At 59.5% G+C, this 23,709-nt stretch carries 26 protein-coding genes; 11 read left to right on the plus strand and 15 right to left on the minus strand.

What is annotated here, in order from left to right; genetic code table 11:
• The 4 genes from flgE to J8Z22_RS14690 are packed head-to-tail and all read right to left on the minus strand — an operon-like array spanning nt 1 to nt 2,681.
• Entirely contained in the window at nt 1-1,203 is a 1,203-nt protein-coding gene (flgE, locus tag J8Z22_RS14675) for a flagellar hook protein FlgE (protein ID WP_028114946.1), read from the minus strand.
• A gap of 13 nt (nt 1,204-1,216) precedes the next feature.
• A complete protein-coding gene (locus J8Z22_RS14680; RefSeq protein WP_028114945.1) occupies nt 1,217-1,906 on the minus strand; it encodes a flagellar hook capping FlgD N-terminal domain-containing protein in 690 nt (229 codons plus the stop codon).
• On the minus strand, nt 1,906-2,328 hold the full coding sequence (flgC, locus tag J8Z22_RS14685) for a flagellar basal body rod protein FlgC (protein ID WP_028114944.1): 423 nt from the start codon (nt 2,326-2,328) through the stop codon (nt 1,906-1,908). Before flgC ends, J8Z22_RS14680 begins: the two co-directional genes overlap by 1 nt.
• 2 nt (nt 2,329-2,330) lie before the next feature.
• Nucleotides 2,331-2,681, minus strand: a complete 351-nt coding sequence (locus tag J8Z22_RS14690; protein WP_028114943.1) for a flagellar basal body protein — start codon at nt 2,679-2,681, stop codon at nt 2,331-2,333.
• Nucleotides 2,682-2,827: 146 nt separating this feature from the next.
• On the opposite strand from J8Z22_RS14690, the gene flgA reads away from it, so the two are divergent.
• From flgA to flgN, 3 genes are read left to right on the plus strand one after another with little or no spacing between them, the layout of a single operon-like run.
• Nucleotides 2,828-3,523: a flagellar basal body P-ring formation chaperone FlgA gene (flgA, locus tag J8Z22_RS14695; protein WP_051252958.1), complete on the plus strand. Its 696-nt coding sequence runs from the start codon at nt 2,828-2,830 to the stop codon at nt 3,521-3,523.
• Between the two features lie 59 nt (nt 3,524-3,582).
• Nucleotides 3,583-3,864, plus strand: a complete 282-nt coding sequence (flgM, locus tag J8Z22_RS14700; protein ID WP_028114941.1) for a flagellar biosynthesis anti-sigma factor FlgM — start codon at nt 3,583-3,585, stop codon at nt 3,862-3,864.
• Nucleotides 3,861-4,307 carry a flagellar protein FlgN gene (gene flgN, locus J8Z22_RS14705; protein ID WP_028114940.1) on the plus strand — a complete coding sequence of 149 codons (447 nt, stop codon included), beginning with the start codon at nt 3,861-3,863 and terminating at the stop codon, nt 4,305-4,307. Before flgM ends, flgN begins: the two co-directional genes overlap by 4 nt.
• Here flgN and J8Z22_RS14710 read toward each other — a convergent pair.
• From J8Z22_RS14710 to J8Z22_RS14745, 8 genes are read right to left on the minus strand one after another with little or no spacing between them, the layout of a single operon-like run.
• A complete protein-coding gene (locus J8Z22_RS14710) occupies nt 4,252-4,704 on the minus strand; it encodes a flagellar FliJ family protein (RefSeq protein ID WP_028114939.1) in 453 nt (150 codons plus the stop codon). The genes flgN and J8Z22_RS14710 overlap by 56 nt on opposite strands.
• On the minus strand, nt 4,697-6,019 hold the full coding sequence (locus J8Z22_RS14715) for a FliI/YscN family ATPase (RefSeq protein ID WP_028114938.1): 1,323 nt from the start codon (nt 6,017-6,019) through the stop codon (nt 4,697-4,699). The genes J8Z22_RS14710 and J8Z22_RS14715 overlap by 8 nt, the downstream gene beginning before the upstream one ends.
• A complete protein-coding gene (fliH, locus tag J8Z22_RS14720; protein WP_028114937.1) occupies nt 6,003-6,710 on the minus strand; it encodes a flagellar assembly protein FliH in 708 nt (235 codons plus the stop codon). Before fliH ends, J8Z22_RS14715 begins: the two co-directional genes overlap by 17 nt.
• Nucleotides 6,710-7,696: a flagellar motor switch protein FliG gene (locus tag J8Z22_RS14725; protein WP_035416459.1), complete on the minus strand. Its 987-nt coding sequence runs from the start codon at nt 7,694-7,696 to the stop codon at nt 6,710-6,712. The genes fliH and J8Z22_RS14725 overlap by 1 nt, the downstream gene beginning before the upstream one ends.
• A 19-nt stretch (nt 7,697-7,715) precedes the next feature.
• Complete coding sequence (gene fliF / locus J8Z22_RS14730) at nt 7,716-9,362, minus strand: flagellar basal-body MS-ring/collar protein FliF (RefSeq protein WP_028114935.1); 1,647 nt, start codon at nt 9,360-9,362, stop codon at nt 7,716-7,718.
• A gap of 9 nt (nt 9,363-9,371) precedes the next feature.
• The gene (fliE, locus tag J8Z22_RS14735) at nt 9,372-9,695 is read right to left on the minus strand and encodes a flagellar hook-basal body complex protein FliE (RefSeq protein ID WP_252006918.1); all 324 of its coding nucleotides are present in this window, start codon (nt 9,693-9,695) and stop codon (nt 9,372-9,374) included.
• Nucleotides 9,696-9,712: 17 nt separating this feature from the next.
• On the minus strand, nt 9,713-11,017 hold the full coding sequence (locus tag J8Z22_RS14740; protein WP_028114933.1) for a sigma-54-dependent Fis family transcriptional regulator: 1,305 nt from the start codon (nt 11,015-11,017) through the stop codon (nt 9,713-9,715).
• The gene (locus J8Z22_RS14745; RefSeq protein ID WP_051252956.1) at nt 11,014-11,889 is read right to left on the minus strand and encodes an OmpA family protein; all 876 of its coding nucleotides are present in this window, start codon (nt 11,887-11,889) and stop codon (nt 11,014-11,016) included. Before J8Z22_RS14745 ends, J8Z22_RS14740 begins: the two co-directional genes overlap by 4 nt.
• Before the next feature lie 527 nt (nt 11,890-12,416).
• Here J8Z22_RS14745 and J8Z22_RS14750 point away from each other — a divergent pair.
• The 8 genes from J8Z22_RS14750 (at nt 12,417) to J8Z22_RS14785 (ending at nt 19,212) form a co-directional block, all read left to right on the plus strand.
• Nucleotides 12,417-13,214 carry a FliM/FliN family flagellar motor switch protein gene (locus J8Z22_RS14750; RefSeq protein WP_169629337.1) on the plus strand — a complete coding sequence of 266 codons (798 nt, stop codon included), beginning with the start codon at nt 12,417-12,419 and terminating at the stop codon, nt 13,212-13,214.
• A 1-nt stretch (nt 13,215) separates the two neighbouring features.
• Entirely contained in the window at nt 13,216-13,572 is a 357-nt protein-coding gene (locus J8Z22_RS14755; protein ID WP_028114931.1) for a FliM/FliN family flagellar motor switch protein, read from the plus strand.
• 1 nt (nt 13,573) lies between these two features.
• Complete coding sequence (fliP, locus tag J8Z22_RS14760; RefSeq protein ID WP_252010484.1) at nt 13,574-14,302, plus strand: flagellar type III secretion system pore protein FliP; 729 nt, start codon at nt 13,574-13,576, stop codon at nt 14,300-14,302.
• 3 nt (nt 14,303-14,305) lie between these two features.
• Entirely contained in the window at nt 14,306-14,575 is a 270-nt protein-coding gene (locus tag J8Z22_RS14765) for a flagellar biosynthetic protein FliQ (RefSeq protein ID WP_028114929.1), read from the plus strand.
• A 2-nt stretch (nt 14,576-14,577) separates the two neighbouring features.
• Nucleotides 14,578-15,357 carry a flagellar biosynthetic protein FliR gene (fliR, locus tag J8Z22_RS14770; protein WP_252006919.1) on the plus strand — a complete coding sequence of 260 codons (780 nt, stop codon included), beginning with the start codon at nt 14,578-14,580 and terminating at the stop codon, nt 15,355-15,357.
• Nucleotides 15,354-16,487 carry a flagellar biosynthesis protein FlhB gene (locus tag J8Z22_RS14775; RefSeq protein WP_252006920.1) on the plus strand — a complete coding sequence of 378 codons (1,134 nt, stop codon included), beginning with the start codon at nt 15,354-15,356 and terminating at the stop codon, nt 16,485-16,487. Before fliR ends, J8Z22_RS14775 begins: the two co-directional genes overlap by 4 nt.
• A gap of 10 nt (nt 16,488-16,497) precedes the next feature.
• The gene (gene flhA / locus J8Z22_RS14780; RefSeq protein WP_252006921.1) at nt 16,498-18,585 is read left to right on the plus strand and encodes a flagellar biosynthesis protein FlhA; all 2,088 of its coding nucleotides are present in this window, start codon (nt 16,498-16,500) and stop codon (nt 18,583-18,585) included.
• A gap of 99 nt (nt 18,586-18,684) precedes the next feature.
• The gene (locus tag J8Z22_RS14785) at nt 18,685-19,212 is read left to right on the plus strand and encodes an NUDIX hydrolase (protein ID WP_252006922.1); all 528 of its coding nucleotides are present in this window, start codon (nt 18,685-18,687) and stop codon (nt 19,210-19,212) included.
• A gap of 6 nt (nt 19,213-19,218) precedes the next feature.
• On the opposite strand, the gene J8Z22_RS14790 is transcribed toward J8Z22_RS14785, so the two are convergent.
• Genes J8Z22_RS14790 through J8Z22_RS14800 form a run of 3 tightly spaced genes read right to left on the minus strand, consistent with a single transcriptional unit; the run spans nt 19,219 to nt 23,697 of the window.
• Complete coding sequence (locus J8Z22_RS14790; protein ID WP_252006923.1) at nt 19,219-20,400, minus strand: CaiB/BaiF CoA-transferase family protein; 1,182 nt, start codon at nt 20,398-20,400, stop codon at nt 19,219-19,221.
• On the minus strand, nt 20,400-21,548 hold the full coding sequence (locus tag J8Z22_RS14795; RefSeq protein ID WP_252006924.1) for an acyl-CoA dehydrogenase family protein: 1,149 nt from the start codon (nt 21,546-21,548) through the stop codon (nt 20,400-20,402). Before J8Z22_RS14795 ends, J8Z22_RS14790 begins: the two co-directional genes overlap by 1 nt.
• Before the next feature lie 16 nt (nt 21,549-21,564).
• A complete protein-coding gene (locus J8Z22_RS14800; RefSeq protein WP_252006925.1) occupies nt 21,565-23,697 on the minus strand; it encodes a 3-hydroxyacyl-CoA dehydrogenase NAD-binding domain-containing protein in 2,133 nt (710 codons plus the stop codon).
• Nucleotides 23,698-23,709 lie beyond the last annotated feature (12 nt).

A 23,709-nucleotide genomic window follows, 5' to 3' on the forward strand; every position in this document is an offset into this window, starting at 1 on the left:
CTAGATGGCGTTAAGCAGAGACTGGTTCATGGTATCCGCCGCCGTCAGTACCTTAGCGTTGGACTGGTAGTTTCGCTGGGCGGTCATCAGATTCACCATCTCGGCGGTCAGATCGACGTTGGAGCCCTCGATGTAACCGGAGGAAACACTGCCCAGGGTGCCGCTGCCCGGGGCACCAACTGCGGGAGCCCCAGCGGCCTGGTTGGCGGCCCATGAGGTGTTATTGACCGCTTCCAGGCCATTGGGGTTGGTAAAGCTCGCCAGCACCACCTGCCCCTGCAGCTTCTCTTCACCATTGGTGTAGGTGCCGTACAGGAAGCCATCTTCGTCCACCCGGACCCCGACCAGCTCACCGGAGGTGTTGCCATTCTGGTCGATGCTGGAGGTGTTGTAGTCAGAGCCGTACTGGGTGGTGTTCTTCCACTCCAGGGCCAGGGTCATGTCGCTGGCGCCGGTACCCAGTGTGGCACCGGTAATGGTCAGGTTGTCGATGGCGCCGCCGGTCATGTTGCCGTCGGTATCGAAGCTGACGTTGTTGACGTCGGTCAGGGTAGTGCCATCGACGGAGTAGTGCACGTTCCAGGTGTTATCGGCGGTTTTGACGTAGTACTGGGTCAGCGCGTGTTCGTTGCCCTGAGAGTCGTACACCGACACGGTGTTGGAAGAGTGGTAGGTGCTGACGTCGGTGGAATCAAAAGGCTTGGCCACCGGGTCAATGGCGGTCACTCGGGCGTCCAGGTTGGCGGTCATATTGATGTTGGTGGTCGCCTGGGCCGGAATGGAGCCGGCCTGAACCTGGATGTCGCCGACGTTACCGGTCATCACGTCACCGGTAGGACCGACCGGGTAACCCTGCAGCTTGTTGCCATAAGGGTCGACCACGTAGCCTTCGGCATCCTGATTAAACATGCCGGCACGGCTGTACAGGGTGGAACCGTCGCTGCCATTCACCATGAAGAAGCCATTGCCCTGAATCCCCAGGTCCAGCTCGCGCCCGGTGTAGGTCATAGACCCGCCAAGGGAAAAGTTCTGGCTGGCACCGGTCATGGCGACACCGCCGGCCTGGCCGCCGTTGTAAACGGCGGCAAACTCGGCCCGCGCACCACGGAATCCGGCCGTGGAGGCGTTGGCGATGTTGTTACTGATGGTGGAGAGCTCCTGGTTGGTGGAACGCAGGCCGCTCATGGCGATGTTATAAGACATAATTTCCTCAGGATTATTGTTGCGCGGACAGAGTGTCGTTAGCGCTTACTTCGCTGATTTCAAGTACGGAAACCGTACCCAGGCCGTTGCCCATCTCCGCCATCATCATTCCTGACGCACTGGCAAAATGGATCTTTTCAATGGGAGCCGATAAGAAAGTATTGACGCTCAGGTTGGCGTCGCCGGCGGTGGCCTTGGTATTGAGGCTGTATTCCCCCGGAGCCAGGCCTAACGCCTCAGGATCGATGCTAAAGCCCACATCGCCTTTGCCCTGAGCCCCCAGCTCCACCGTCGCCACAACCTGACCCCGCTCATCCAGAACCTCAACCTGCAGGTTATCGGCGTTGTTCTCCAGATAGACCTTACCGTCGATGGGCTCACTGCCCAGGGTAAAATCCGATGCCTTAACCATGGCATCTTTGCCCAGCAATGAGGCCGACTGCACGATGGCCGAATTCTCCATCATGGTCATCTGGGTGGACTGGTTCTCACGGATGTACTCCAGGCTTTCTACCTGGGAGAACTGAGCCAATTGAGCCACGTACTCGTTGGCATCCAGGGGGTCGGTCGGGTCCTGGTTCTCGATCTGGGCAATCATCAGGGTCATGAACTCATTTTTGAGATCCGCCCCGGAGTTACCCTGGGGGGCAACCTGGTTGTTGCCGCTGGTGCCGTTGGCACCGGATACCGCATTAACGCTCATCATTTACTCCCAAGTTGAAGCAGGCCCTGCTGCATGGAACGGGCCCGGTTCATCACATTGACACTGGCTTCGAAGCTCTGTGTGGCGGCCATCATGTCCGCCATCTCAGCCACGGGGTTAACATTGGAATAGGCCACAAAGCCCTTCTCATCGGCATAGGGATGATTCGGCTCGTAACGCATCTCCACCGGCGCGTCGGTGTTAACCACCGCCGCCACTTCGACGCTGGCACTGGGAACCTGGCCGACCTGGTTCATCTGCTCATACACCGCGCGAAACACCGGTTTTACGGCCCGGTAAGCCTGATCCGCCGATGCGGCGGCAGAATCGGCATTGGCCAGGTTACTGGCCACGGTATTCAATCGCAGGCTTTGCGCGGCCAAGGAACTGCCGGCAATGTCATAGATTTGATTAAACGACATGGTTACTGACCCTCAATGGCAGTACGGATGCCATTTATCTTCATATTCAGAAACGTCAGGCTGGTCTGGAAATCCATACTATTGGCGGCAAACCGCGCCTGCTCCTGATCCAGCTCCACGGTGTTGCCGTCGGCAGACATCTGGTGCGGCACTCGATAGCCCATCTGGTAATTGCGCTGAACTTCACCGCTGCTCTGGTAGCGCTGCATGGCGGCGGCAAAGTCGATGTCCACGGCCTGATAGCCCGGGGTCTCGGCATTGGCCAGATTGGCGGCCAAAATCTTGGTGCGCTCCACCCTTAAGTCCAGCCCCTGGGCATGCAGGCCAAGTGCTGATTCAAGGTTGATAGCCATGGCAACTCCTAGTAACGTGTGTGTACAACCGATGGCAGACACCTTACAAAAGTCATGCCATAATTTTTAATCCATAAAATACATAAGGTTAGACATTGCAGACGGCCAGAAACGGAAGCGGAATTTCCCTGTTCCTCCCCCTGATAATGGCGGCACTTCCGCTTGCCGGATCCGTTCCTGCCCTGGCTTCGCCGGCGAAAGCTGGCGAACAGATTGGCGCCGCTGTGGAACAGCAGCTGCAACGGCAGGTGCAGCAATGGCAACACGACCAACCCGGCCGTTGGCAGCCCACCTCGATCACTGTGGTACTGCCCCGGGGCGTTGAAAGGTTGTCACCCTGTGAGGCGCCGCTGTCGGTCGACGGCAACGCCAATGGCTTTCCCGGCGGCCAACAGCAGCGGCAGGTCAGCTGCCCGACCCCGGCCTGGTCGCTGTTTGTCAGGGCCAAAGTCGTAATGACCGCCACCATTCCCGTGGCGCGGCAAAAACTGGTGGCCGACCAGCCCATCAGCGCCGAGCAACTGACCTGGCAGCAACACCAATTCCGACAGCGGGATCGGGCCACCCTGATGACCCCGGATGCCATCGACGGCCTGCGCCCCAAACGCAGCATTCGCGCCGGCGATCCCATCAGGGCCGGTCAGCTGCAATCGCCGCTGTGGGTAGAGAAAGGTCAGGAGGTGATCATCGAAGCCAGCGACGGCAGCTTTGTGGCCAGCACCAAAGGCGTGGCCCTGGCCGCGGGCAGCCAGGGAGAGGCCATTCGAGTACGCAACCTCAGCTCAGGTAAGCAAGTGTCCGCTTACGTGGTGGCCCCCGGTAGGGTGAAAACAAATTTTTAAGTTTCGCTAATTTGGTGTCGCTATTAACAAGCATAAGGCCCATTGAACGAGAGAGTCCCATGGAAATCAGCCCATTAACTCCCCAATTAACCGCGGTGCAACCGTCAGACACTAAGCCGAATGAGGCGCCTGTCAGTAAGCACCAGACCGAGAACCAATCCCAGACCGTGAGTCAGGAGTGGCAGCAGCTGAACCAGGCCAGCAAAGAGTTGGATGAGATGGACAGCGTCGATTACAACAAGGTCGCCCAGTTGCAAGCGGAATTGGCGACGGAAGGTTATCCCATCGATCTGGACCGGATTGCCGAAGCAATGCTGGAAGAGCATGGACCTAAACTGTGAATAAAGCTGACCAGGTCCGACAACTCGTAAAAGGCATTCAACTGGATGTGAAAGGCTACCAGCAGTTGAAAAGCTTGCTGAAGTTTCAGCGTGAATTGATGCAACGCCGTGACATCGACGGACTGCAACAGCACAATCCCCGCCAGGATAAGCTGTGTCAGTCGCTCACGGCCAACGCCCGCACTCGAAGCACCATTCTACAGTCGTTGGGGTTACCCGAAGACGACAAAGGCATGAATCGGCTGTTGGCGGCGATTCCCGGTGATTCCGGTAAGAAGGTGTCGCTGATGTGGCAACAACTGCAACAACTGGTGGTGCATTGCAAGGCCGAAAACGACGCCAACGGGCGACTGTTGAGTGGTCAGCAGCGCACCCTGAACCGGTTGGTCAATCCTGACGCCGAGGCCGCTCGCCAGAACGACTATGGCGCCCCGCGGCCCTAAGGCCGCTCTCATCCTGCTGCCGTTGTTCGGCACGTCGCTGCCCCGCCTGGTGCTGTTGCAACCTGTGTTGCTCTAACCAGGCCAGTCCCTGCCGTTTTGACAAGGCGTTCTGCCACAACTTCCCGACCCGATTAAGCTCTTGTTGTGCCAATTGCTGCTCCCGCAGCACCTTTCCCTGGGCCGGAATCAACTGTCCCTGCCAGTGAGACCGATTCTGCCAGCTCATGGGATTGATGCCGGCAGACTCGGACTGAGCTCGCTCCAGAGCCTGACTGAGGGAGTGTTGACGCCGCTGCAGTTGCTCCAGTCGATGCTGGTTACGCTGACGCTGTTGCCCCAGCTGTGCCATCTGCTGTTCATGTCGCTCTTTCAGCCGCTTGATTTTGGCATCAACCATGTTCGATCTCCGATAACAACGCCATCAACTGGCTCTCTGATTGGTGCAGATCGACCGGCTGAGACCGATCCTGCTGCAGGTACTGTGACAGTTGCGGATAATGGCGCACCGCCATATCCAATTCGGCATCCTGGCCTGGCTGATAGCCTCCCAGAGGCAGCAACTCCCGCACCTCCTGATAACGACCCAACAAGCGTCGAATGCGCTGGGCTCGCTGCAGTTGTTCCTGGCTGTGCAGTTGATCGGCGACTCGGCTGGCCGAGGCATTGATGTCGATGGCAGGAAAGTGCCCCTGCTCCGCCAGAGTACGGCTGAGCACGATGTGGCCATCGAGGATGGCCCGGGCCGCATCGGCAATGGGGTCTTGCTGATCGTCTCCTTCGGCCAATACCGTGTACAGGGCACTCAGGCTTCCTTGAGGGTGGTCGCTGTTACCCGCCATCTCAACCAGAGACGGCAGCGTCGAGAACGCCGATGGCGGATAACCCCGGGTTGCCGGCGGCTCGCCAAGGCTGAGACCGATCTCCCGCTGCGCCTGGGCATAGCGGGTCAACGAGTCCATCAGCAGCAACACGTCTTGGCCCTGATCCCGAAAACCGGTGGCGATCTGATGGCACAATCGAGCCGCCCTGAGGCGCATCAGCGGAGTGGTGTCTGCCGGCGCCGCAATCACGATGGCACGGCGACGCCCCTCCTCGCCGAGGGCGTGATCGAGGAACTCGCGTACCTCACGGCCCCGCTCCCCGATCAACCCCACCACCACCACATCGGCACGGGTGTACTTGGTCATCATGCCAAGCAACACGCTCTTACCGACACCGGAGCCGGCAAACAGCCCCAGCCGCTGGCCTTTGCCAATGGGCAGCAGGGTATTGAGGGCACGCACCCCCACATCCAATTGGCCGTCGATGGGTTTTCTCAGCAATGGGTTGGGTACATTCAGGTGGGCCGCCTGCCAATGGCAGGCGGTCAGCGGCCCCTGATTGTCGATGGGGCGGCCATTGCCATCCAGCACCCGGCCAAGCAGGCCGGCACCGACAGGAATCTGCGCCGCAGAGGGGATGGGACGAACCCGAGCGCCGGGCATCAGGCCTCGAGTGGCATGAATCGGCATCAGCAACAGGGTGGCGCCTTCAAACCCCACCACCTCCGCTTCCACCTCGCTGCCATCACGGCAGGACAGCAGGCAGCGGTCACCGGTGCCCAGTTGGCAACCGACCGCTTCCAGCATCAACCCGTTAACTCGAACCAGGCGGCCATAAATGGTGGCTACCGGCACCTTGGGGTGGATGCTGAAATTAAGCACCCGCGCCATGATCATCCACCAGATGCTTGCCCACCTGCTCCATGCAGGCATCCAGGCGGCTTTGAGTGGAGGCATCCGCTTCACACTGTTCGGTGATCACTTTAACGTCACCCACCGCCAGCGTCGCATCCGACTGCAGCTTCCAGTTGGCGACCTTATCGGCGGCCAGCTCATTCAGGGTCGCCACCACCGACGGCTCCAACACGATGGTCGGATCTTCACGGCCATCGGGCAGCGCATCCAGAGTCTCTTCAATCAGGCTGAGAATCTGCTGAGGATGCAGGGTCAGTTCGCAGCGAACCACCTGCTCGGCCACCCGTTTCACCAACTCGAGAATCAACTCCTGCTGACTGTTTAGTTGCTGTTCGTGACCTTCTCTTAGCAGTTCCTGCAGCGCGGTCATCGGCGTCAGCAACTGATTCAATTGCGCGTCCATGGATTGGCGGGCGGCGGCCAGGCCATTGTGCTCACCCTGAGCGAAACCGGCTTTTTCACCGGCCTGACGCCCCTGCTCCAGCCCTTCCTGGTAACCGCTTTGGCGGCCCTGTTCCAGGCCCTCCTGATAGCCTTGATCCATCGCCTGTTGAAAACTGCCGTACTGACTCTCTTCCTCACCGTGACTGGCGGCTTGCGCCGCTAACGGCGGAAAGTGAAACAGTCGCGCCCGGGACGGATTCATACTCCAGCGATTCTGACTCATTATTCCACCACCGGTTCTTCAAACAGTTGCAACTCAAGCTCTTTGGCTTCCATCATCGCCTTGGCTTTCTCCATCACCTCCATTCTGGCCTGATCGGCCCGGCTCAATGCCACCGGCCCGATGGCCTCGACTTGAACCTCAATGGAGGAGGACATCCGCTTCGGCAGCGCCTTGAGAATCGCCTTCTTCAAGTTGCCATCGACCCCTTTCAGAGACAACGCCAGGGTTTCTGGTGCCACTTCTGCCAACAGTTTCTGCAGGGTTTCATCCTTCTGGCGACCCAGAATGATGTAATCAAACATGTTGTCTTCCACCTGAGTCGCAAGACGGTTGTCGTGCAGACGCAGTACCGACATCAGCTGTTCGCGATCGCCTTCATAGCGGTTGAGGATGTCGGCCACCTGCTTAACGCCGGCAACCTGGGTGTGGCTCTTCTCCATGGCAATGGCCACGCAGCGCTCCACCAGTTGCCGCAACTCTTCCACCACATCCCGATCCAGCTCGCCAAGCGCAGCGATGCGCAGCAACACTTCGTCATGGCAGTGGCTGGGCAGGTGCTGCAGCACCAGCGACGCATTCTCCGCCGGCAACAGCCCCAACAAAACCGCCTGCAACTGGCTGTGCTCATGGGTGATTTCGTGGGCCAGCAATTTGGCGTCGACCCACTCCAGCCGGCGAACCAGGGTCTGGATTTCGTCACCGTAGATGTTGTCGATCAAGCCTTTGGCAACCCGATCGCCCAGGGCAATGTCCAGGGTTCGTTGCAGGTACCCCCTGGAAGCCCGGGCAATGCCGGACTGACCACGGTACTCATCGAAGAAGCGGCTCAACACGCCACCGGCCTGATCCTGGGAGATGTTGCTCAGCCGTGCCATCTTGTGGCTCAGACGCTGCACATCGGCCCGGTCCAGGTGCGCCAACACCTTGGCGGCGCCCTCCTCGCCCATGCTCAGCAGCAGCATCGCCGCCTGCTCAATGCTCTCCATCTGGTTTTGATTCGAGGCTTTAGTCACGTTTGTCTGCTCCGATCCACTTGCCGATCACTTCCGCCACTCGGGCCGGTTCTTCATTAGCCAACAGGCCCAGGTGTTCCAGCTGCACCGTCAGCGGTGAGCCGGGCTCAGGCAGTCCCAGCGCCACGATGGCACTGGCCAGCCCCTTCGAATCCTCTTTCTGCTCCACTGGGGGTTCCAGCTCAGGCAGGGGTTCATCCGCCACCGGTGGCACATAGGCCGGTAACTTCTCCACCTTAATCAGGTGGCCGACCAGCGGCCGCAGTACGAAGAAGATCAGGCACAGCGCGACCAGGGCACCCAGAAGGTAACGCAGGTACTGCTGGTACTCAGGCATCTGCCACCAAGGCAGCGGCTCCACCGGCGTCGCCGTTACTACGGCAAACGGGAACACCGTCAACGAAAAGCTGTCACCACGGACCTGGTCGAAGCCGATGGCGTCTTTCACCATCTGTCCCATCTGTTGCAGTTGCGCCTGTTGCCACTGACTGCCGTTGGCCACCTCTTCGTTCACCAGTACCGACACCGACAGCTGCTGCAGCTGCGCCTGCTGATACTTGGTGTGGCGTACCGAACGACCGACATCAAAGCTGCGGCTGGCCTCCTCGGTGAGGTTGGTGGAGACATTTTGCTTCTCCTGTCCGTCCGGCTGTGGCGGCTGATTGGACAGGGCTCCGGGAATACCCAACGCCATGGAGCCGCTGTTTTGCATGCTGCTGGTCTTCTCTTCGCGAATCACCGAGGTGGGATCGACACTCTCCTCGGTCTCCTCCACCTGGTCGAAGTTAACCTTGGCGGCGACCTGGACCCGAAACTGGGATGGCCCCAGCACCGGCAGCAGCATCGCTTCGGCGCGTGCAATCAGCTGTTGCTCCAGGCTTTGGGTGTATTGCACCTGCAGATCGCTCAGACCATTGATGCCATTGCCTGCGGCATCATTGCCACTGAGCAGCTCACCATACTGATTCACCAACTGCACTTTGGTGGCATCCAGCCCCGCCACGCTGCCGGCCACCAGGTTGACCACCGCAGTCACCTGGGCAGACGTCAGGTTCTGCCCTGGCTCCAGATCGATCATCACCGAAGCCGAAGCTTGGGTGTCCTGTTTTCGAATAAACAGCGTCCGCTTAGGGATGGCCAGATGCACCCGGGCGACTCGAACCGCATCCAGCGCCATGATGGTGCGGGACAGCTCTCCCTCCAGGCCATGGCGATAGCGAGCCTGCTCCATAAACTGGCTGCTGGTAATGTCACTGTTGATGTCATCCAGGCCAGAAGGCAACTGGGCCTTGATGCCTTTGGCGGCCAGTAACATCCGCACCGCACCGACTCGGCTCGACTCCACCAGAATCTGTCCGGTGGTCGGTGAAATCTGGTAGTTAAGGCCTTCGGTTTCCAGAACCTCAATGATCTGGGCGCTGTCGAAGCCTTCCTGGTTGCCGTACAGCGGCCGATAACTGGTGCTGGAACTCCACAGCACCATGACGATCACCATCGCCGCCACCACCGCCAGTATGGAGACCACAATGACTTGCTTTTCCCCACCGCTGGACTGGCTCAGCTTATTCCAGCCACCTTTAATGCCATCCCAGGGGGAGGCTACCGACGCATCGGGATTTTGAGTAATTACCGTTGACATCTGTTATCCCTACATCGGCATCTTCATGATTTCATCCAGCGCCTGAACCAGGCGATTTCTCACCTGAACCATGGCACTGAACGACAGACTGGCCTTTTGGGAGGCCACCATGGCACCGACCAGGTCGTCGGATTCGCCAGATTCCACCGCCGCCGTGCGCGCCGAGGCGATGTTCTGGGCCGCGTTGACCGCTTCCACTTTTTCCGACATCAATTCAGAAAAACTGCCGGCCCGGTGCGGGCCCTGATCCGGGTTGGGCCGAATCTCACCGGCCGCCCGCTCCTTGGCCGCCGCCATGGTCGACAGCATCGATTGCTCTGTAATGGTCATCATCTTTACTGACTCTCTGGTTAGGCAGCGCAATCAGCGCTTTTTAGAATGGCGTCCACATCGATCCCCGCCTCGCGCATCTGCGCCATCTTGTAGCGCAGTGCCCGGGTGGTCATCCCTAATGTTTCGGCACTGCGGCTGCGATGGCCGCCAAAACGTTTGAGGGTATCAATAATGAATTGAAACTCCGCCTGCTGCTTGGAGGCCTTGAGGCCGGTACCGGCGCTGGCAACCGTCGTCAGCGCCTGTTGAGGCAAACCCAGCTCCAGGGCTTGCAGCGCACAGCCACGGCGCATCACCAAGGCCCGCTGCACACAGTTATCCAGTTCGCGCACGTTGCCGGGCCAGTCGTGAGCCACCAGTGCCGCTCGCGCCGATTCACTGAAGTAGCAACGATCGTTACCGGCCAGATTCTGGTGCCGCAGCAGCAGATGCTCTGCCAGTGGCAAAATGTCGTCTTTGCGCTCTCGCAGCGGCGGCAACGTCAGCGGCAGCACATCCAGGCGGTAGAACAGATCTTCGCGGAACTGGCCTTCGCTGACGGCCTTGCGCAGATCCTTGTTACTGGCGGCGATGATGCGGATGTCCAGTGCCACACTGCGGTGACAACCCAGGCGCTCGACTTCGCGCTCCTGCAGCACCCGCAACAGCTTGGCCTGCAGCATCAGCGGCATCTCGCCAATCTCATCCAGCAGCAAGGTGCCACCGTTGGCCAGCTCAAACTTGCCGGCCTTATCGGCATGGGCGCCGGTAAAGGCGCCCTTGCTGTGCCCGAACAGCACCGACTCCAGCATCGATTCCGGAATGGCGGCGCAGTTGACGGCAATGAACGGCTTCTCGGCCCGGCTGGAGTGGCGATGGATGTAGCGCGCCAACTGTTCCTTGCCGGTTCCGCTCTCACCACTGAGCAATACACTGGCCTCGGTGGCCGACGCTCGGTGGGCCAGCATCAACAGTTGGCGACTGGCCGCCGAAACGGCCACCAACTCCTGGCGGCTGGACTCAATGCTGATCAAGCGGGTGATCAACCGGTGCAGCTGCTCCACATCCAGAGGCAACAACAGGTAGTCCTGAGCACCGGCACTGAGAGCGGCACTGGCCAGCTCACTTTGCTCCGGCTCGACCAGGGCTACCTTCAACTCTCCCTTGACGGCCCCCAAGCGCTCGGCCACCTGTTCGGGAGCACACTCGGTCAGCCCCACCAACGTCAACCAGGCCGGCTGTGTACAGTCCGCCGACAGCAATGAAAACCCTTGCAGATCCAATTGCTTCTTATCACGGCTGCCGAGCTCGCAACCGACGACGCGAATGGAATAGTCACTCATTTTACTGTTACCTGACCGTTGAGGGATTTTGGCAGCGTGGCATTCAGATCCAGCTCATCATCCGTTGAAATGGGGGTGTCGTCGTTATTCATCACCAGGCGGATAGTGACCCGACGATTGGTGGCCCGGCCTTTGCGGGAACCGTTGGTCGCCAAGGGAAAGCGTTCACCGTGGCCTCGAATCTCCAGCTTGTCTGCAGGCACGCCGGCGGCCACCAGTCGGGCGGCAATCTCATCGGCCCGAGTGCGGCTTAACACCAGATTGGAAAGGCTGTCGCCCTGGTCATCGGTGTGCCCATCCACCAGCACCTTGGTAATGCGGGGGTCGGCCAAGGTGTACTGAGCCGCCGCATCGATGTATCTGGCCATTTTGGTGTCTGCTTCCACACTGCCGCTGGGGTAACTCAGTTGCAATCGGCGTACCTGCTCATAAGACATGGGCAACAACTGATTCCGGCAGCGGCGCATCGCCAGGCTAGCGGGCTGGCCATTGACGTTGGCACTGTTGACCCACCACTGCTGGCCCTTGCTGTCGCTCAGCTGGGCCTGCCAGTTCCAGCCCATCTCCAGTGACTGTAAAAATCCTTCTGCGGTCTGAACCATGGTGGCCTGACCGGACTGCCAACGCGCGCCAAAGCGTCGCTCAGCCTGACTGTCGACACTTTGCCACTGAGGCTGCAGTAAACGAAAACTGGCGTCGATGCCCGCGGCGGGCAACCAATCTGCTTTCAACTGCAACGTCAGCGGTCCGCCGGCATTTTGAGACAGAATGAATTGACCAAAATCACTGACATCATGAATTAAACGACACTGAAATTTGTCACCGTCAAAATTCCAACTGGCTCGCTCAAGCTCGGTCTGATATTTAATCACCGAGGCAAATGCGAGTGACGGAAAAACGACTACCGTCAAAAATAAACTATTTAAAAAAGCAGGCATGATACACACTTGGCATTTATTTTTAGGCTTGAAGATTAGTATTTATTCCGGGCAAAAATCAACAAGCAAAATTCAATTTATCGGCCAATTTTGAATTTGGCACAATATTAACCTCCCACCATTGAATCCAGCCACAAGTGCTGATACGGTTAGCCCCCAAGCTGATTTGAATGGCATTTACAGACACGGAATATTGACAATTGTCGATTTATTGACGAAAAAGAAACACTGTCAAAATACGAAGTAAAAAATTCTGGCAAATAAATGTACTGCCTATGCACAAAGATGAACCGGAGAGATTTTGGACAACAAGATGTCCGGACCATCAATAGCAAAAACTATTTTATCCAGCTTATAAAACGAATTCGAGTTCAAAAAATAGACGCGAAATGATGAAAACAACCGCTAAAGCAAAACTTCTTCCTGTTTCCTCAAAACAGTCGGTCAGGCCCGTTGTTTTAGTGCAGGAAAAACTCGCTCGCAGTCGCCTTTTGCGTCAGCTCGAGCAGGGGCACAGCCAGATGCTGGATGCCATATTGCAGATTTTCAAACCCCTGATGCGCCAGGGGCAAGCGACGCCCAGCAACATCAGTCTGGAGCAAAGTCCCGAGGATCCGGCCACCGGCACCGGCTATTTTGTGCTGTCGCTGGGCCGAACCCCTCTGGCCTGGTTGGCCATCGACCGCTGCACCCTGGATCAACTGGCCAGCAGCTACTACGGTGGCTCCAGTCAGAGGCTGGTCAGCCCGATGCGGGCCATCAGTCACTCGGAACTGAGGTTGGCGCACCGCATCGTCACCGCAGCGCTGGAAACCCTGCCTAAGACCAAACTCAATCTGAATCAGGTGGAGCTGGAAACCATTCCTACCCTGAGTGGATTGCAGGCACCGGTATGCTGGCAGTTCGGTTGGCCATCCAGTCACCCGTTTGAGCCGATTCGCCTGTACGTGTCCGACGCCCTGCTCGGCTCCCTGGCGGAGAAGCCGTCCGAACACCAGGTTCCAGAAGATCTCAAGCAGCGGGTTCAGCAGCGACTGACCCAGATACCGGTCAAGGCCCGAGTTGAATTAGCCCGGCAAGCGGTGCCGGTCAGTGTGCTCAACGCCCTGTCTCAGGGGGACATCCTGCCGATTCACATGCACGCCCGCTGTCCGGTCACCATTGGTGGCCGTCCCCAATTTTACGCCAGTGTCCATGCCCACGAAGGCAAGTTGGTAGCCAAGCTAAACCAGGACGCCCACAAACCAGAGGAGTATTAACGTGGTTGAAGACACCCTGCTCGATGAAGATTTGCTGTTGGACGATCTGCTGGACGACAGCCCGCAACCGATGACCCCGGAGTCCCAGCCGCGGCCAAAGCGCGACATGGGCTTTTTCCAGCAACTGCCGGTTCAGGTCACCCTGGAGCTGGCCAGTGCCGAGATGTCGCTGGGGGAACTCACCACCCTGGGCGAAGGCGACGTGATTACCCTGGATCGGATGGTCGGTGAGCCTCTGGATCTGCGGGTTAACGGTGCCCTGCTTGGCCGCGGTGAAGTGGTTGAGGTAAACGGACGCTACGGTGTGCGATTACTGGACGTAGAAAACACCCAATTAGCAGGAAGTCATGACGGCTAAGATGACCCGTTGGCTGCCGCTGCTGGCGCTGCTGTTGTGGCCAGTGGTCGGCCATACCGAAGGCCTGACACTGCTGACACTGGACGACGGCAGCCAGAGCCAGGCAATCAACATCAAGCTGGAAATTCTGGCTCTGATGACCGCCATCAGTCTGCTGCCGGCGCTGCTGCTGATGGCCACCAGTTTTACCCGCATCATCATCGTCCTGGCGGTACTCCGCCAGGCATTGGGGCTGCAGCAGAGTCCGCCCAACAAGGTGTTACTGGGCATCGCCCTGATACTGACGCTGTTCATCATGCGCCCCGTGGGAGAGACCATCTACGCCGAGGCAGTTCAGCCCTACGACAGTGGCGCCATCACCTTGGTGGAAGCGGCCCAACGGGCCGAAGTGCCACTGCGCGCCTTTATGCTGAGTCAGACTCGGGAAACCGACCTGGAACAGATGCTGAGAATTTCCGGCGAATCGCTGGACCTCAGCGCGGATCAAGTGCCGTTTCTGGTGTTGATGCCGGCCTTTGTACTCAGTGAACTCAAGACCGCGTTTCAGATCGGTTTTCTGCTGTTCCTGCCGTTTCTGGTGATCGACTTGGTGGTCGCCAGCGTGCTGATGTCCATGGGGATGATGATGCTGTCACCACTGATCATCTCTCTGCCCTTTAAATTGATGGTGTTTGTTATGGTGGATGGCTGGGCCATGACCGTATCCACCCTGGCCGCCAGTTTCGGATAGCCCATGGATACTCAGGTTCTCAGTACCCTTTTCGCCGACTCCATCGCCCTAGTGGTCAACATGGTCGCCGTGCTAATTCTGCCCGGTTTAGGGCTGGGCGTGCTCATCGCCGTATTTCAGGCCGCCACCCAGGTTAACGAACAAACCCTGAGCTTTTTGCCCAAACTGATCATGACCCTGCTGATGGTATTGTATGCCGGACACTGGCTGCTGCAGCAGATAACGGATCTGTTTCAGCGTTTGTTCAATGACATCCCCTACCTGATAGGTTAGACGTGCTGAGCCTTACCAGCGCCGAACTGGGCAGCCTGCTGGGCCACATCTGGTGGCCGTTCTGCCGCATCATGGGCGCGTTCCTGATGCTCCCTATGTTCTCCAGTGCCCACATCAATGCCCGCACCAAGATTCTGTTTGCGCTGTTGCTGTCGGTGGTCATGGCGCCCATGGTGCCCACCCCGCCGGCGCTGGACGCCCTGTCGGTCACGGCAGTGTTAGTGGCCGCCGAGCAGGTGCTGACCGGCATGCTGATGGCGTTTCCACTGCTGCTGCTGCTGCATGTTCTGACCACCTTAGGGGGCATCGTCTCGATGCAGATGGGCCTGTCCATGGCCATCATGAATGACCCGGTCAACGGCACCAGCCAGGCGATCATCAGCCAATGGTTGCTGCTGTATGCGATCCTGATGTTTCTGTCCCTCGAGGGGCATCTGGTGGCTTTGGGCATACTGGTGGACAGCTTTCGGTTATGGCCGGTGGGCAGCGGCATTTTCACCCTGCCGCTGCGGGAACTGTCGCTGCGGTTCGCCTGGATGTTCGCCTCGGCATTGGCGCTGGCGCTGCCGGCGGTCTGTGCCATGTTGCTGGTCAACCTGACCTTTGGCGTACTCAGCCGCGCCGCCCCCAGCCTGAACGTATTTGCCCTGGGTTTCCCGATGTCGATGATGATGGGGCTGGTGTGCATGCTGCTGGTATTCAGTGGCCTGCCGGAGTTGTACAGCGCCCTGGCCACCGACGCGCTTAAGGCGATGCTGACCTTTGTCGGAGGCACCCCATGAGCGATCAGCAGGGCGCCGGTGACAAGACCGAACAACCCACGGCCAACCGACTTAAAAAGGCCCGTGAACAGGGCCAGGTGGCCCGCTCCAAAGATTTTGCCAGCGCCATTTTGCTGGTGGTGTCGGCGGCCATTCTCGACGCCAGCAGCGATCATCTGGCCCAGCATATGCTGAGCATCGCCAGCAATAATTTTGCCCTCTCCGGCGCCGACCTCAGGCAACCAGGCATGATGCTGCAACACCTTGGACTGGCGGTGGTACTGCTGCTGCAGATGCTGATTCCGGTGCTGGCAGGCATCTATCTGCTGACCGCCGTGGCCGCGGCCATGCCGGAAGGACCACTACTGAATCTGGGTAATGCCGGTTTCAAGCTCAGCCGCATCAGCCTGATCGCCGGATTTGGTCGGCTGTTCTCGGTCAACTCCCTGGCCGAACTGGGCAAGTCGATCCTCAAGGTGACACTGGTGGTCACGACCATGCTGGTGTACCTCAACCAGGTGTGGGAGACCCTGCCGCTGCTGGCGCGCCAGCCATTGCCCCTGGCACTGGAACGGGGGGCTCAGACGCTGATTTCCGGCCTGTACTGGCTCGGCGGCGCCGTGGCCATTGTCGGTGCCATCGACCTGCCGTACCAGGCCTGGAGCCATCGTCGCAAGCTGAAGATGAGCAAGCAGGAGGTCAAAGATGAACACAAGCAACAAGACGGCAAGCCCGAGGTCAAGGCGCGCATCCGTCAACTGCAGCAAAAGATGGCCCGAGGCCGGGCGGAAGTGGCCCTGCCCAAGGCCGATGTCCTGCTGATCAACCCCAGCCACTACGCGGTGGCGCTCAAGTACGAGCCGGACAAGGCCGACGCCCCCTACGTGCTGGCCAAGGGAGTGGATGAGGTGGCGCTGTACATGCGCTCGCTGGCGCCGAAATACGATCTGGAGGTGGTGTCACTGCCACCGCTGACCCGGGCCATCTACTACTCCACCCAGATTGAGCAGCAGATTCCGGCCCCCTTGTATCAGGCCATCGCCCACGTACTGAGCTACGTGCTGCAACTGAAAGCATTCCGCAAAGGTACCCAGGCCAAGCCGGCACCCTTGCCCCATTTCCATATCCCCGACCATCTGCGTCACGATTGAGGATCCATTGATGAACCGGCTGTTACAGGCATTCAAAGACAATCAGAGCTTTATCGGCATTCCGCTGATGCTGCTCGCCATTTTGGCAATGGTGATCTTGCCGCTACCACCCTGGCTGCTGGACATCATGTTCACCTTCAACATCATTCTCGCCATCCTGGTGTTGTTGGTGTCAGTGTCGATTCGACGGCCGCTGGAATTTTCGGTGTTCCCGACCCTGCTGCTGCTGGCCACCCTGATGAGGCTGACCCTCAACGTCGCCTCTACCCGGGTGGTGTTGATTGAAGGCCACCAGGGCGGTGACGCCGCCGGTAAGGTGATTCAGGCCTTTGGTGAAGTGGTCATCGGCGGTAACTACGTGGTCGGCGCGGTGGTGTTCCTGATTCTGATGATCATCAACTTCGTGGTGATCACCAAGGGGGGAGAGCGGATCTCGGAGGTGTCTGCCCGCTTTACCCTGGACGCCCTGCCCGGCAAGCAGATGGCCATCGACGCCGATCTCAATGCCGGAACCCTGACTCAGGATCAGGCCCGCAAGCGCCGGCAGGAGGTCGCCAGAGAAGCCGATTTCTATGGCGCCATGGACGGAGCCTCGAAGTTTGTCCGTGGCGATGCCATCGCCGGCATCCTGATCCTGGCCATCAACATCATCGGCGGTATCTGCATCGGCATCTTCATGTACGATCTCAGTGCCGCCGAGGCCTTTAAAACCTATGCCCTGTTGACCATCGGTGATGGTCTGGTGGCCCAGATCCCGTCACTGCTGCTGGCCACCGCCGCCGCCATCATTGTCACCCGGGTCTCCGACGCCGAAGAGATGCCCAAGCAGCTATCCCGACAGTTGTTGGCACAGCCACGGGTACTGGCGACTGCCGCCGGAGTGATGACCATACTGGGCCTGGTGCCCGGCATGCCCACCCTGGTGTTCCTTTGCTTTGCCGCGGTCATCGGCTTTGTGGCGTTCCGCCAGACCCAACTGGCTCCGGCCGCGCCACTGGATGAGGTCAAAGAGAAAGCGGATCAGGTGATCAGCGAGCCCAGCCAACCCAGCTGGGAAGCGCTGCCTTACACCGACGTCATCGAACTCAGCGTCGGCTACCGGTTGGTGCATCTGGTGGATCGCAGCAAAGGCGCCGAGCTTATTAAACGACTGACCGGAATTCGCCGCACCCTGTCGGAACAGGCGGGATTCCTGCTGCCAGAAGTGCGGGTTCGCGACAACCTGTCGTTGCCACCCAACGGCTACCAGATCAGCATTCTCGGTACCCCTCAGGCCCAGTCAGAACTGCAGCCAGAGCGGCTGATGGCGATTCAGAGCGGGCCGGTGTACGGCAGCATCGAAGGGGTGATCACCAAAGATCCCGCCTATCAGATGGACGCCACCTGGATTGAACCCAATGACAAGGCCCGAGCCCTCAACCTGGGCTACTCGGTGGTGGACCACGCCACCATCATCGCCACTCATGCCAGCAAGATCATTCGTGAGGCGCTGCCGGAGATGCTGCAGCACGACGACATCACTCACCTGAATGAGCGTCTGGCCAGCCAGGCGCCGAAACTGGCCGAGTCCCTGTCCACCGCCCTGACCCCGGTGCAGCAGCTGAAAACCTTCCGACTGCTATTGAGGGAACAGGTGTCGCTCAAGGACATCCGCACCATTGGCACTACCCTGCTCGAGAGCAGCGATGCCACCAAGGATCCGGTCTTGCTGGCCGCCGATGTTCGCTGTGCCATCAAGCACAACCTAGTGCACCAGATCGCCGGCGATGCCACCCGCCTCAACGTCATTACCCTGGCACCTGAGTTGGAGCAGGTGCTGCTGGGCGCCCTCAACCAAGCCCAACAAGCCGGTCAGGTATCGCTAGACAGCTTCCCGGTGGATCCGCAGGTGCTGGCCAAGCTGCAACAGGCGATGCCCGAGCATCTGGCGGCGGCCCGCCACAACGGTCAGCCACCGCTGCTGTTGGTGGCACCTCAGCTGCGACCGCTGCTGGGTCGCTATGCCCTGGCCTTTGCTCGGGGCCTGACGGTGCTCTCCTACAATGAGATTCCGGAAAACCGTGAGCTGGAGATCGCCGCCCAGCTCGCCGGTCAGTAACCACTTACCTTGGGTCGGCGCCTGCGGGCGCCGACCCTCTGGCAACCCGCCCGCAGATTCCGTACAATCGCCGCTCTCGTTTCAGGACCCGGATACCCCATGCAACTTCTCCAGCGCACCCTTCACCCCGATGCCGTCGAAAACGGCAGCGAATTCCTGCGCACCGCGGTGCGGGCGATCATTCGCCAACAGGACGACATTCTGCTGCTGTACACCGAACGCTACGACGACTACAGCCTGCCTGGCGGCGGTGTCGATGACGGCGAAGCCCTGGATATTGCCCTGATTCGGGAGGTGGAAGAGGAAACCGGCGCCACCAATATCGCCATTCTCGGCAGCATCGGTACCTTTGAGGAGCTGCGCCCTTGGTACAAGAAGGACTACGACAACATGCGCATGCTGTCCCACTGCTTTGAGTGCAGCGCCGACCGGCAGTTGGGCCCCACCCGGCTGGAGCACTACGAGCAAGCCAATGGCATGAGGCCGGTGTGGGTCAAGCTGAACGACGCCATCGCCCATAACCACCGGGTCATGGCCAGCAGCGACAAACAGGGGATGTCCATCGCCCGGGAGACCTGGCTACTGGAATACATCGCCGCCGGCAACCTGGACCACCGGGTTGCCTGACCGGCCTCAGTCGCTCTGCAGGGCCACCCCAGATGCCAGCAGGGCCTGAACCGCTTCCGGAGTCAACCCGGCCTCCAGCAATACCGCCTTGGTGTGTTGTCCCAGCTCCGCCCCGGCCTGCGGCTGGCCTTGGCTCTGGCGGAACTTGACCGGCATCGCCACCTGCAGCAGTTCCTGCCCAGCCACGGCCACCGGTGTTAGCATGTTCCGCGCCTGATACTGAGGGTGCGCCGCCGCTTCACTAACAGTCAGTACCGGCTCACAGCAGCAATCGACGTCGGCAAACACCCGGCGCCAATGCTCAAAACTGTGCTCGGCAAAACAGGTGGCGATGTCCTGCTTCAGCGCCTGCTGCTGGCCAGGAGGCGCCGCCGCCCTGGTGAGCCACAGCGGCCGCCCTAAGGCATTAAAGAACTCTTTGGCAAATTGCGGCTCCAACCCACCCACCGCAAAATAGCGATCATCGGCGGTGCGGTAATAATCGTAAAAGCCGCCACCATTAAGCATCTCCTGTCCCGGCCCGGGGGCCTCGCCACTGGCCAACGCACCGGCGCCATAGAGGGCGTTCATCGCCAGGGCACCATCGGCCATGGCCACATCCAGGTGTTGGCCTTCACCACTGACACTCCGGCCCAGCAGCGCCGCCAGAATGGCGACCACCGCCTGCTGAGATCCCCCGGCCAGGTCCGCTACCTGGGTGCCTGACAACACCGGGCCGGTGTCCAGGCGGCCGCTGTAACTGGCCAGCCCAGACAAAGCCAGGTAGTTGATGTCGTGACCGGCCTTCGCCTGCATCGGCCCATGTTGGCCATAGCCGGTGATGGAGCAGTAGATCAGCTGCGGATTGATCGCCTTCAGGCGCTCATACCCCAACCCCAACCGCTCCATGACACCGGGGCGAAACTGCTCCACCACCACATCGTATTGCCCCACCAGGGTATGCACCGCTTCGATGGCCTCGGGCGATTTCAAATCCAGAGCCACGCTGTGCTTGTTACGATTCATCGTCAGGTGGGCCGCCGATCGCCCGGCCACCATCGGCGCCATGCTGCGCAGCAGATCCGGACGAGTCGGTGACTCAATTCGGGTCACCTGCGCCCCCATATCCGCCAGCATCATGGTGGCAAACGGGCCGGGCAACAGGGTAGAGAAATCCAGCACCCGTATCCCGGTCAGCGGCCCTTTCATTACCCTTGCTCCAGCATCTGGCGGGCGATGATCAGCTTCATCACCTCGCTGGTACCGGCGTAGATCCGCTGAACCCGGGCATCGGCCCAGGCGCGAGCCACCGGGTATTCCCACATGTAGCCGTAGCCTCCGTGCAACTGCAGGCACTCGTCGATCACCTGACCTTGCAACTCGGTGGTCAGCAACTTGGCTTCGGCGGCCATGGCTGCATCCAGCTTACCCTCAAGGTGCAATTCGACGCAGCGGTCCACAAACACTCGAGTGGCATCGACCCGGGTTTTGCACTCCGCCAGTTTGAACTGGGTATTTTGAAACGCGGCGATGGGCTTGCCGAAGGCCTTGCGATCCGACACATACTGTACCGTCTGTTCCAAAATCGATTCGGTGTTACTGATGGCGTTGGTGGCCACGGACAAACGCTCCTGCGGCAACTCCTGCATCAGGTACACAAACCCCTGCCCCTCGGCGCCCAGCAGGTTTTGAGCCGGCACCCGCACATCCTCAAAGAACAGCTCGGAGGTATCCTGGGCTTTCATGCCCACCTTTTCCAGGTTTGAGCCTCGACTGTAGCCATCACGACTGGCTTCCACCAAAAACAGGCTGATGCCCCGAGCGCCGGCACTCTTGTCGGTCTTGGCCACCACGATCACCAGATCCGCATGTTGACCATTGGTAATAAAGGTCTTGGAACCATTGATGATCCAGTCATCGCCGTCGCGGACCGCGGTGGTCTTCACCCCCTGAAGATCCGAGCCGGTTCCCGGCTCGGTCATGGCGATGGCGGTCACCAGCTCGCCGCTGATGCAGCCGGGCAGATACCGTTGTTTCTGCTCCTCGGATCCGTAGTTAAGGATGTAGGGCACGGCAATGTCGGAATGCAGCCCCCAGCCGATGCCGGAAGCGCCGGCGCGGGCGATCTCCTCGTTGATGATGACGTTGTAACGAAAGTCGACTTCAACCCCCCCGTAGGCTTCCGGCAGCGTCGGGCACAGGAAGCCCTGCTCACCGGCCTTATTCCACAAGGCTCGGTCGACGCAGCCGTCCTTCTCCCACTGGGCATGGAAGGGGGTAATCTCGGTCTCAATAAAGCGGCGTACGCTATCGCGAAACAGCTCTTGATCACTGTCAAACAGGGTTCTTGGAAACATGCATCACTCCTTGATATCAGTATTGTTGATTGGCATCGGCACGCGCTCTGAGCGAGTCCGGCACCAGGAACCGGTCACCGTAACACTCGGCCAGTTCATCGGCCCTGGCAACGAAACGACCAAGGCCATATTGATTGATAAACTGCAGCGCACCGCCGGTCCAGGCCGGATAACCAATACCAAAAATCGAGCCGATGTTGGCGTCCCCACTGCTGGTCAGCACCTGCTCCTCGTAACAGCGGGCGGTTTCTATGGCCATGATGAACAACAGCCGATCTTTGATCTCCTGCAGTGGTAATTGCGCCTGTGGACGATAAAACTGCGCCTTGAGCCCAGACCACAACCGTTTTTTGCCCTCGGGCGGATAATCGTAGAACCCCTGACCCGCCAGCTTGCCGGGCCGCTCCAGCTCGATCATTCGGTCGATGGTGGCGTCACCGGCCTTTGGCAACTGAGTGATGCCCTCATCGGCCAGATCGGCAATGGTCTGGTTACGAATCTTCTCCATCAAGGTCAGGCTGACCTCATCGGAGACCGCCAGCGGCCCCACCGGAAAGCCACACAGGAAAGCCGCGTTCTCAACGGCCGCCGCCGACACCCCTTCTCCCAGCATGGCGATGCCTTCGTTAGTGAAGGTGCCAAACACTCGAGAGGTGAAAAAGCCTCGACTGTCATTGACCACGATGGGGGTTTTCCCCAGTTGCAACACAAAATCGTAGGCCTTGGCCAACGTCGCCGAGTCCGTCTGCTCACCGCAAATGATCTCCACCAGCGGCATCTTGTCCACCGGGGAGAAGAAATGCAGGCCGATAAACTGCGCCGGCCGCTCTGACGCCTCAGCCAGGCCGGTGATGGGTAGGGTCGAGGTGTTGGAGGCAAATACCGCCTCCTGAGGCAGATGCCGCTCCGCTTCCTGGGTGACTCGAGCCTTGAGCTGACGCTGCTCAAACACCGCCTCAATCACCAGTTCACATCCCCCGAGATCCGCCGCCTGCTCGCTGGGGTGAATACGCGCCAGTGTCTGGGCTTGCTGCTCTGCGGTAATGCGGCCTCGCTGCAGCTGCTTGGCCAACAGGGCCTCTGAATAGGCTTTGCCTTTGTGGGCATTGGCCAGGCTCACGTCCTTGAGCACCACCTCGATGCCGCGACTGGCAGCCGCATAGGCGATGCCGGCCCCCATCATGCCGGCGCCCAGCACCCCCAGCTTACTGACCGTTGCGGCCTCAATGCCGTCGGGACGGCTGGCTCCGGCCTTAATGTCATTAAGCTGGAACCAGAAGGTGTTGATGAGATTCTTGGCCACCTGGCTGGTCACCAGCGACACAAAATAACGGGATTCGATGCGACAGGCGGTGTCAAAATCCACCTGAGCGCCTTCTACCATGGCGGACAGTATTGCTTCCGGCGCCGGCAACACCCCCTTGGTCTTCAGCTTGAGCATGGCCGGAGCCACCGCCAGCATCTGAGCCAACTTGGGTGAATTGGGGTGACCTCCCGGAAGGCGGTAGCCCTTGACGTCCCAGGGCTGGCAACTCTGCTCATTGGCTTGAATAAAGGCGCTAGCCTGTGCCAGCATCGCCTGCTCACCATCGGCCAGTTCGTGCAACAATCCCGCTTTAAGCGCTTTTTCGGCGCCAAACTGTTTGCCTTCAGTAAGCAATGGCATCGCCGCCTGCAAACCAAACAGGCGCACGGTACGGGCAATGCCACCGCCACCGGGCAACAGCCCCAGAGTCACCTCGGGCAACCCCAGCTTCACCGACTTATGCCTGAGGGCGATGCGATGGTGACAGGCCAGTGCCACCTCCCAGCCGCCGCCCAATGCGGCGCCGTTGATGCAGGCCACCACGGGTTTGCCGCCGGTTTCCAGCGCTCGCAAGCTGGCTTTGATGGACTCGACCATGGCAAAAAACGGCTGGCTGGTCTCGGCGGTAACCTCGGCAATCTTGCCCAGGTCGCCACCGGCAAAAAACGTCGATTTGGCCGAGCGGACAATGATTCCGCAATAGGTCATCTGTTGCAGTTGAACCACCGCCTGGGCCAGATCGGCGGCAAACTGCTCATCCATCAAATTGGCCGAAGCCCCCTGGCGATCCAGAATCAAGTGGGCAATGCCATTGTGGTCTTGCTCAATACGTAAGCTGTTCATGGTTTGGCTCCC

This window comes from Ferrimonas sp. SCSIO 43195, assembly GCF_023716685.1.
In the GTDB taxonomy this organism is placed as follows: domain Bacteria; phylum Pseudomonadota; class Gammaproteobacteria; order Enterobacterales; family Shewanellaceae; genus Ferrimonas; species Ferrimonas kyonanensis.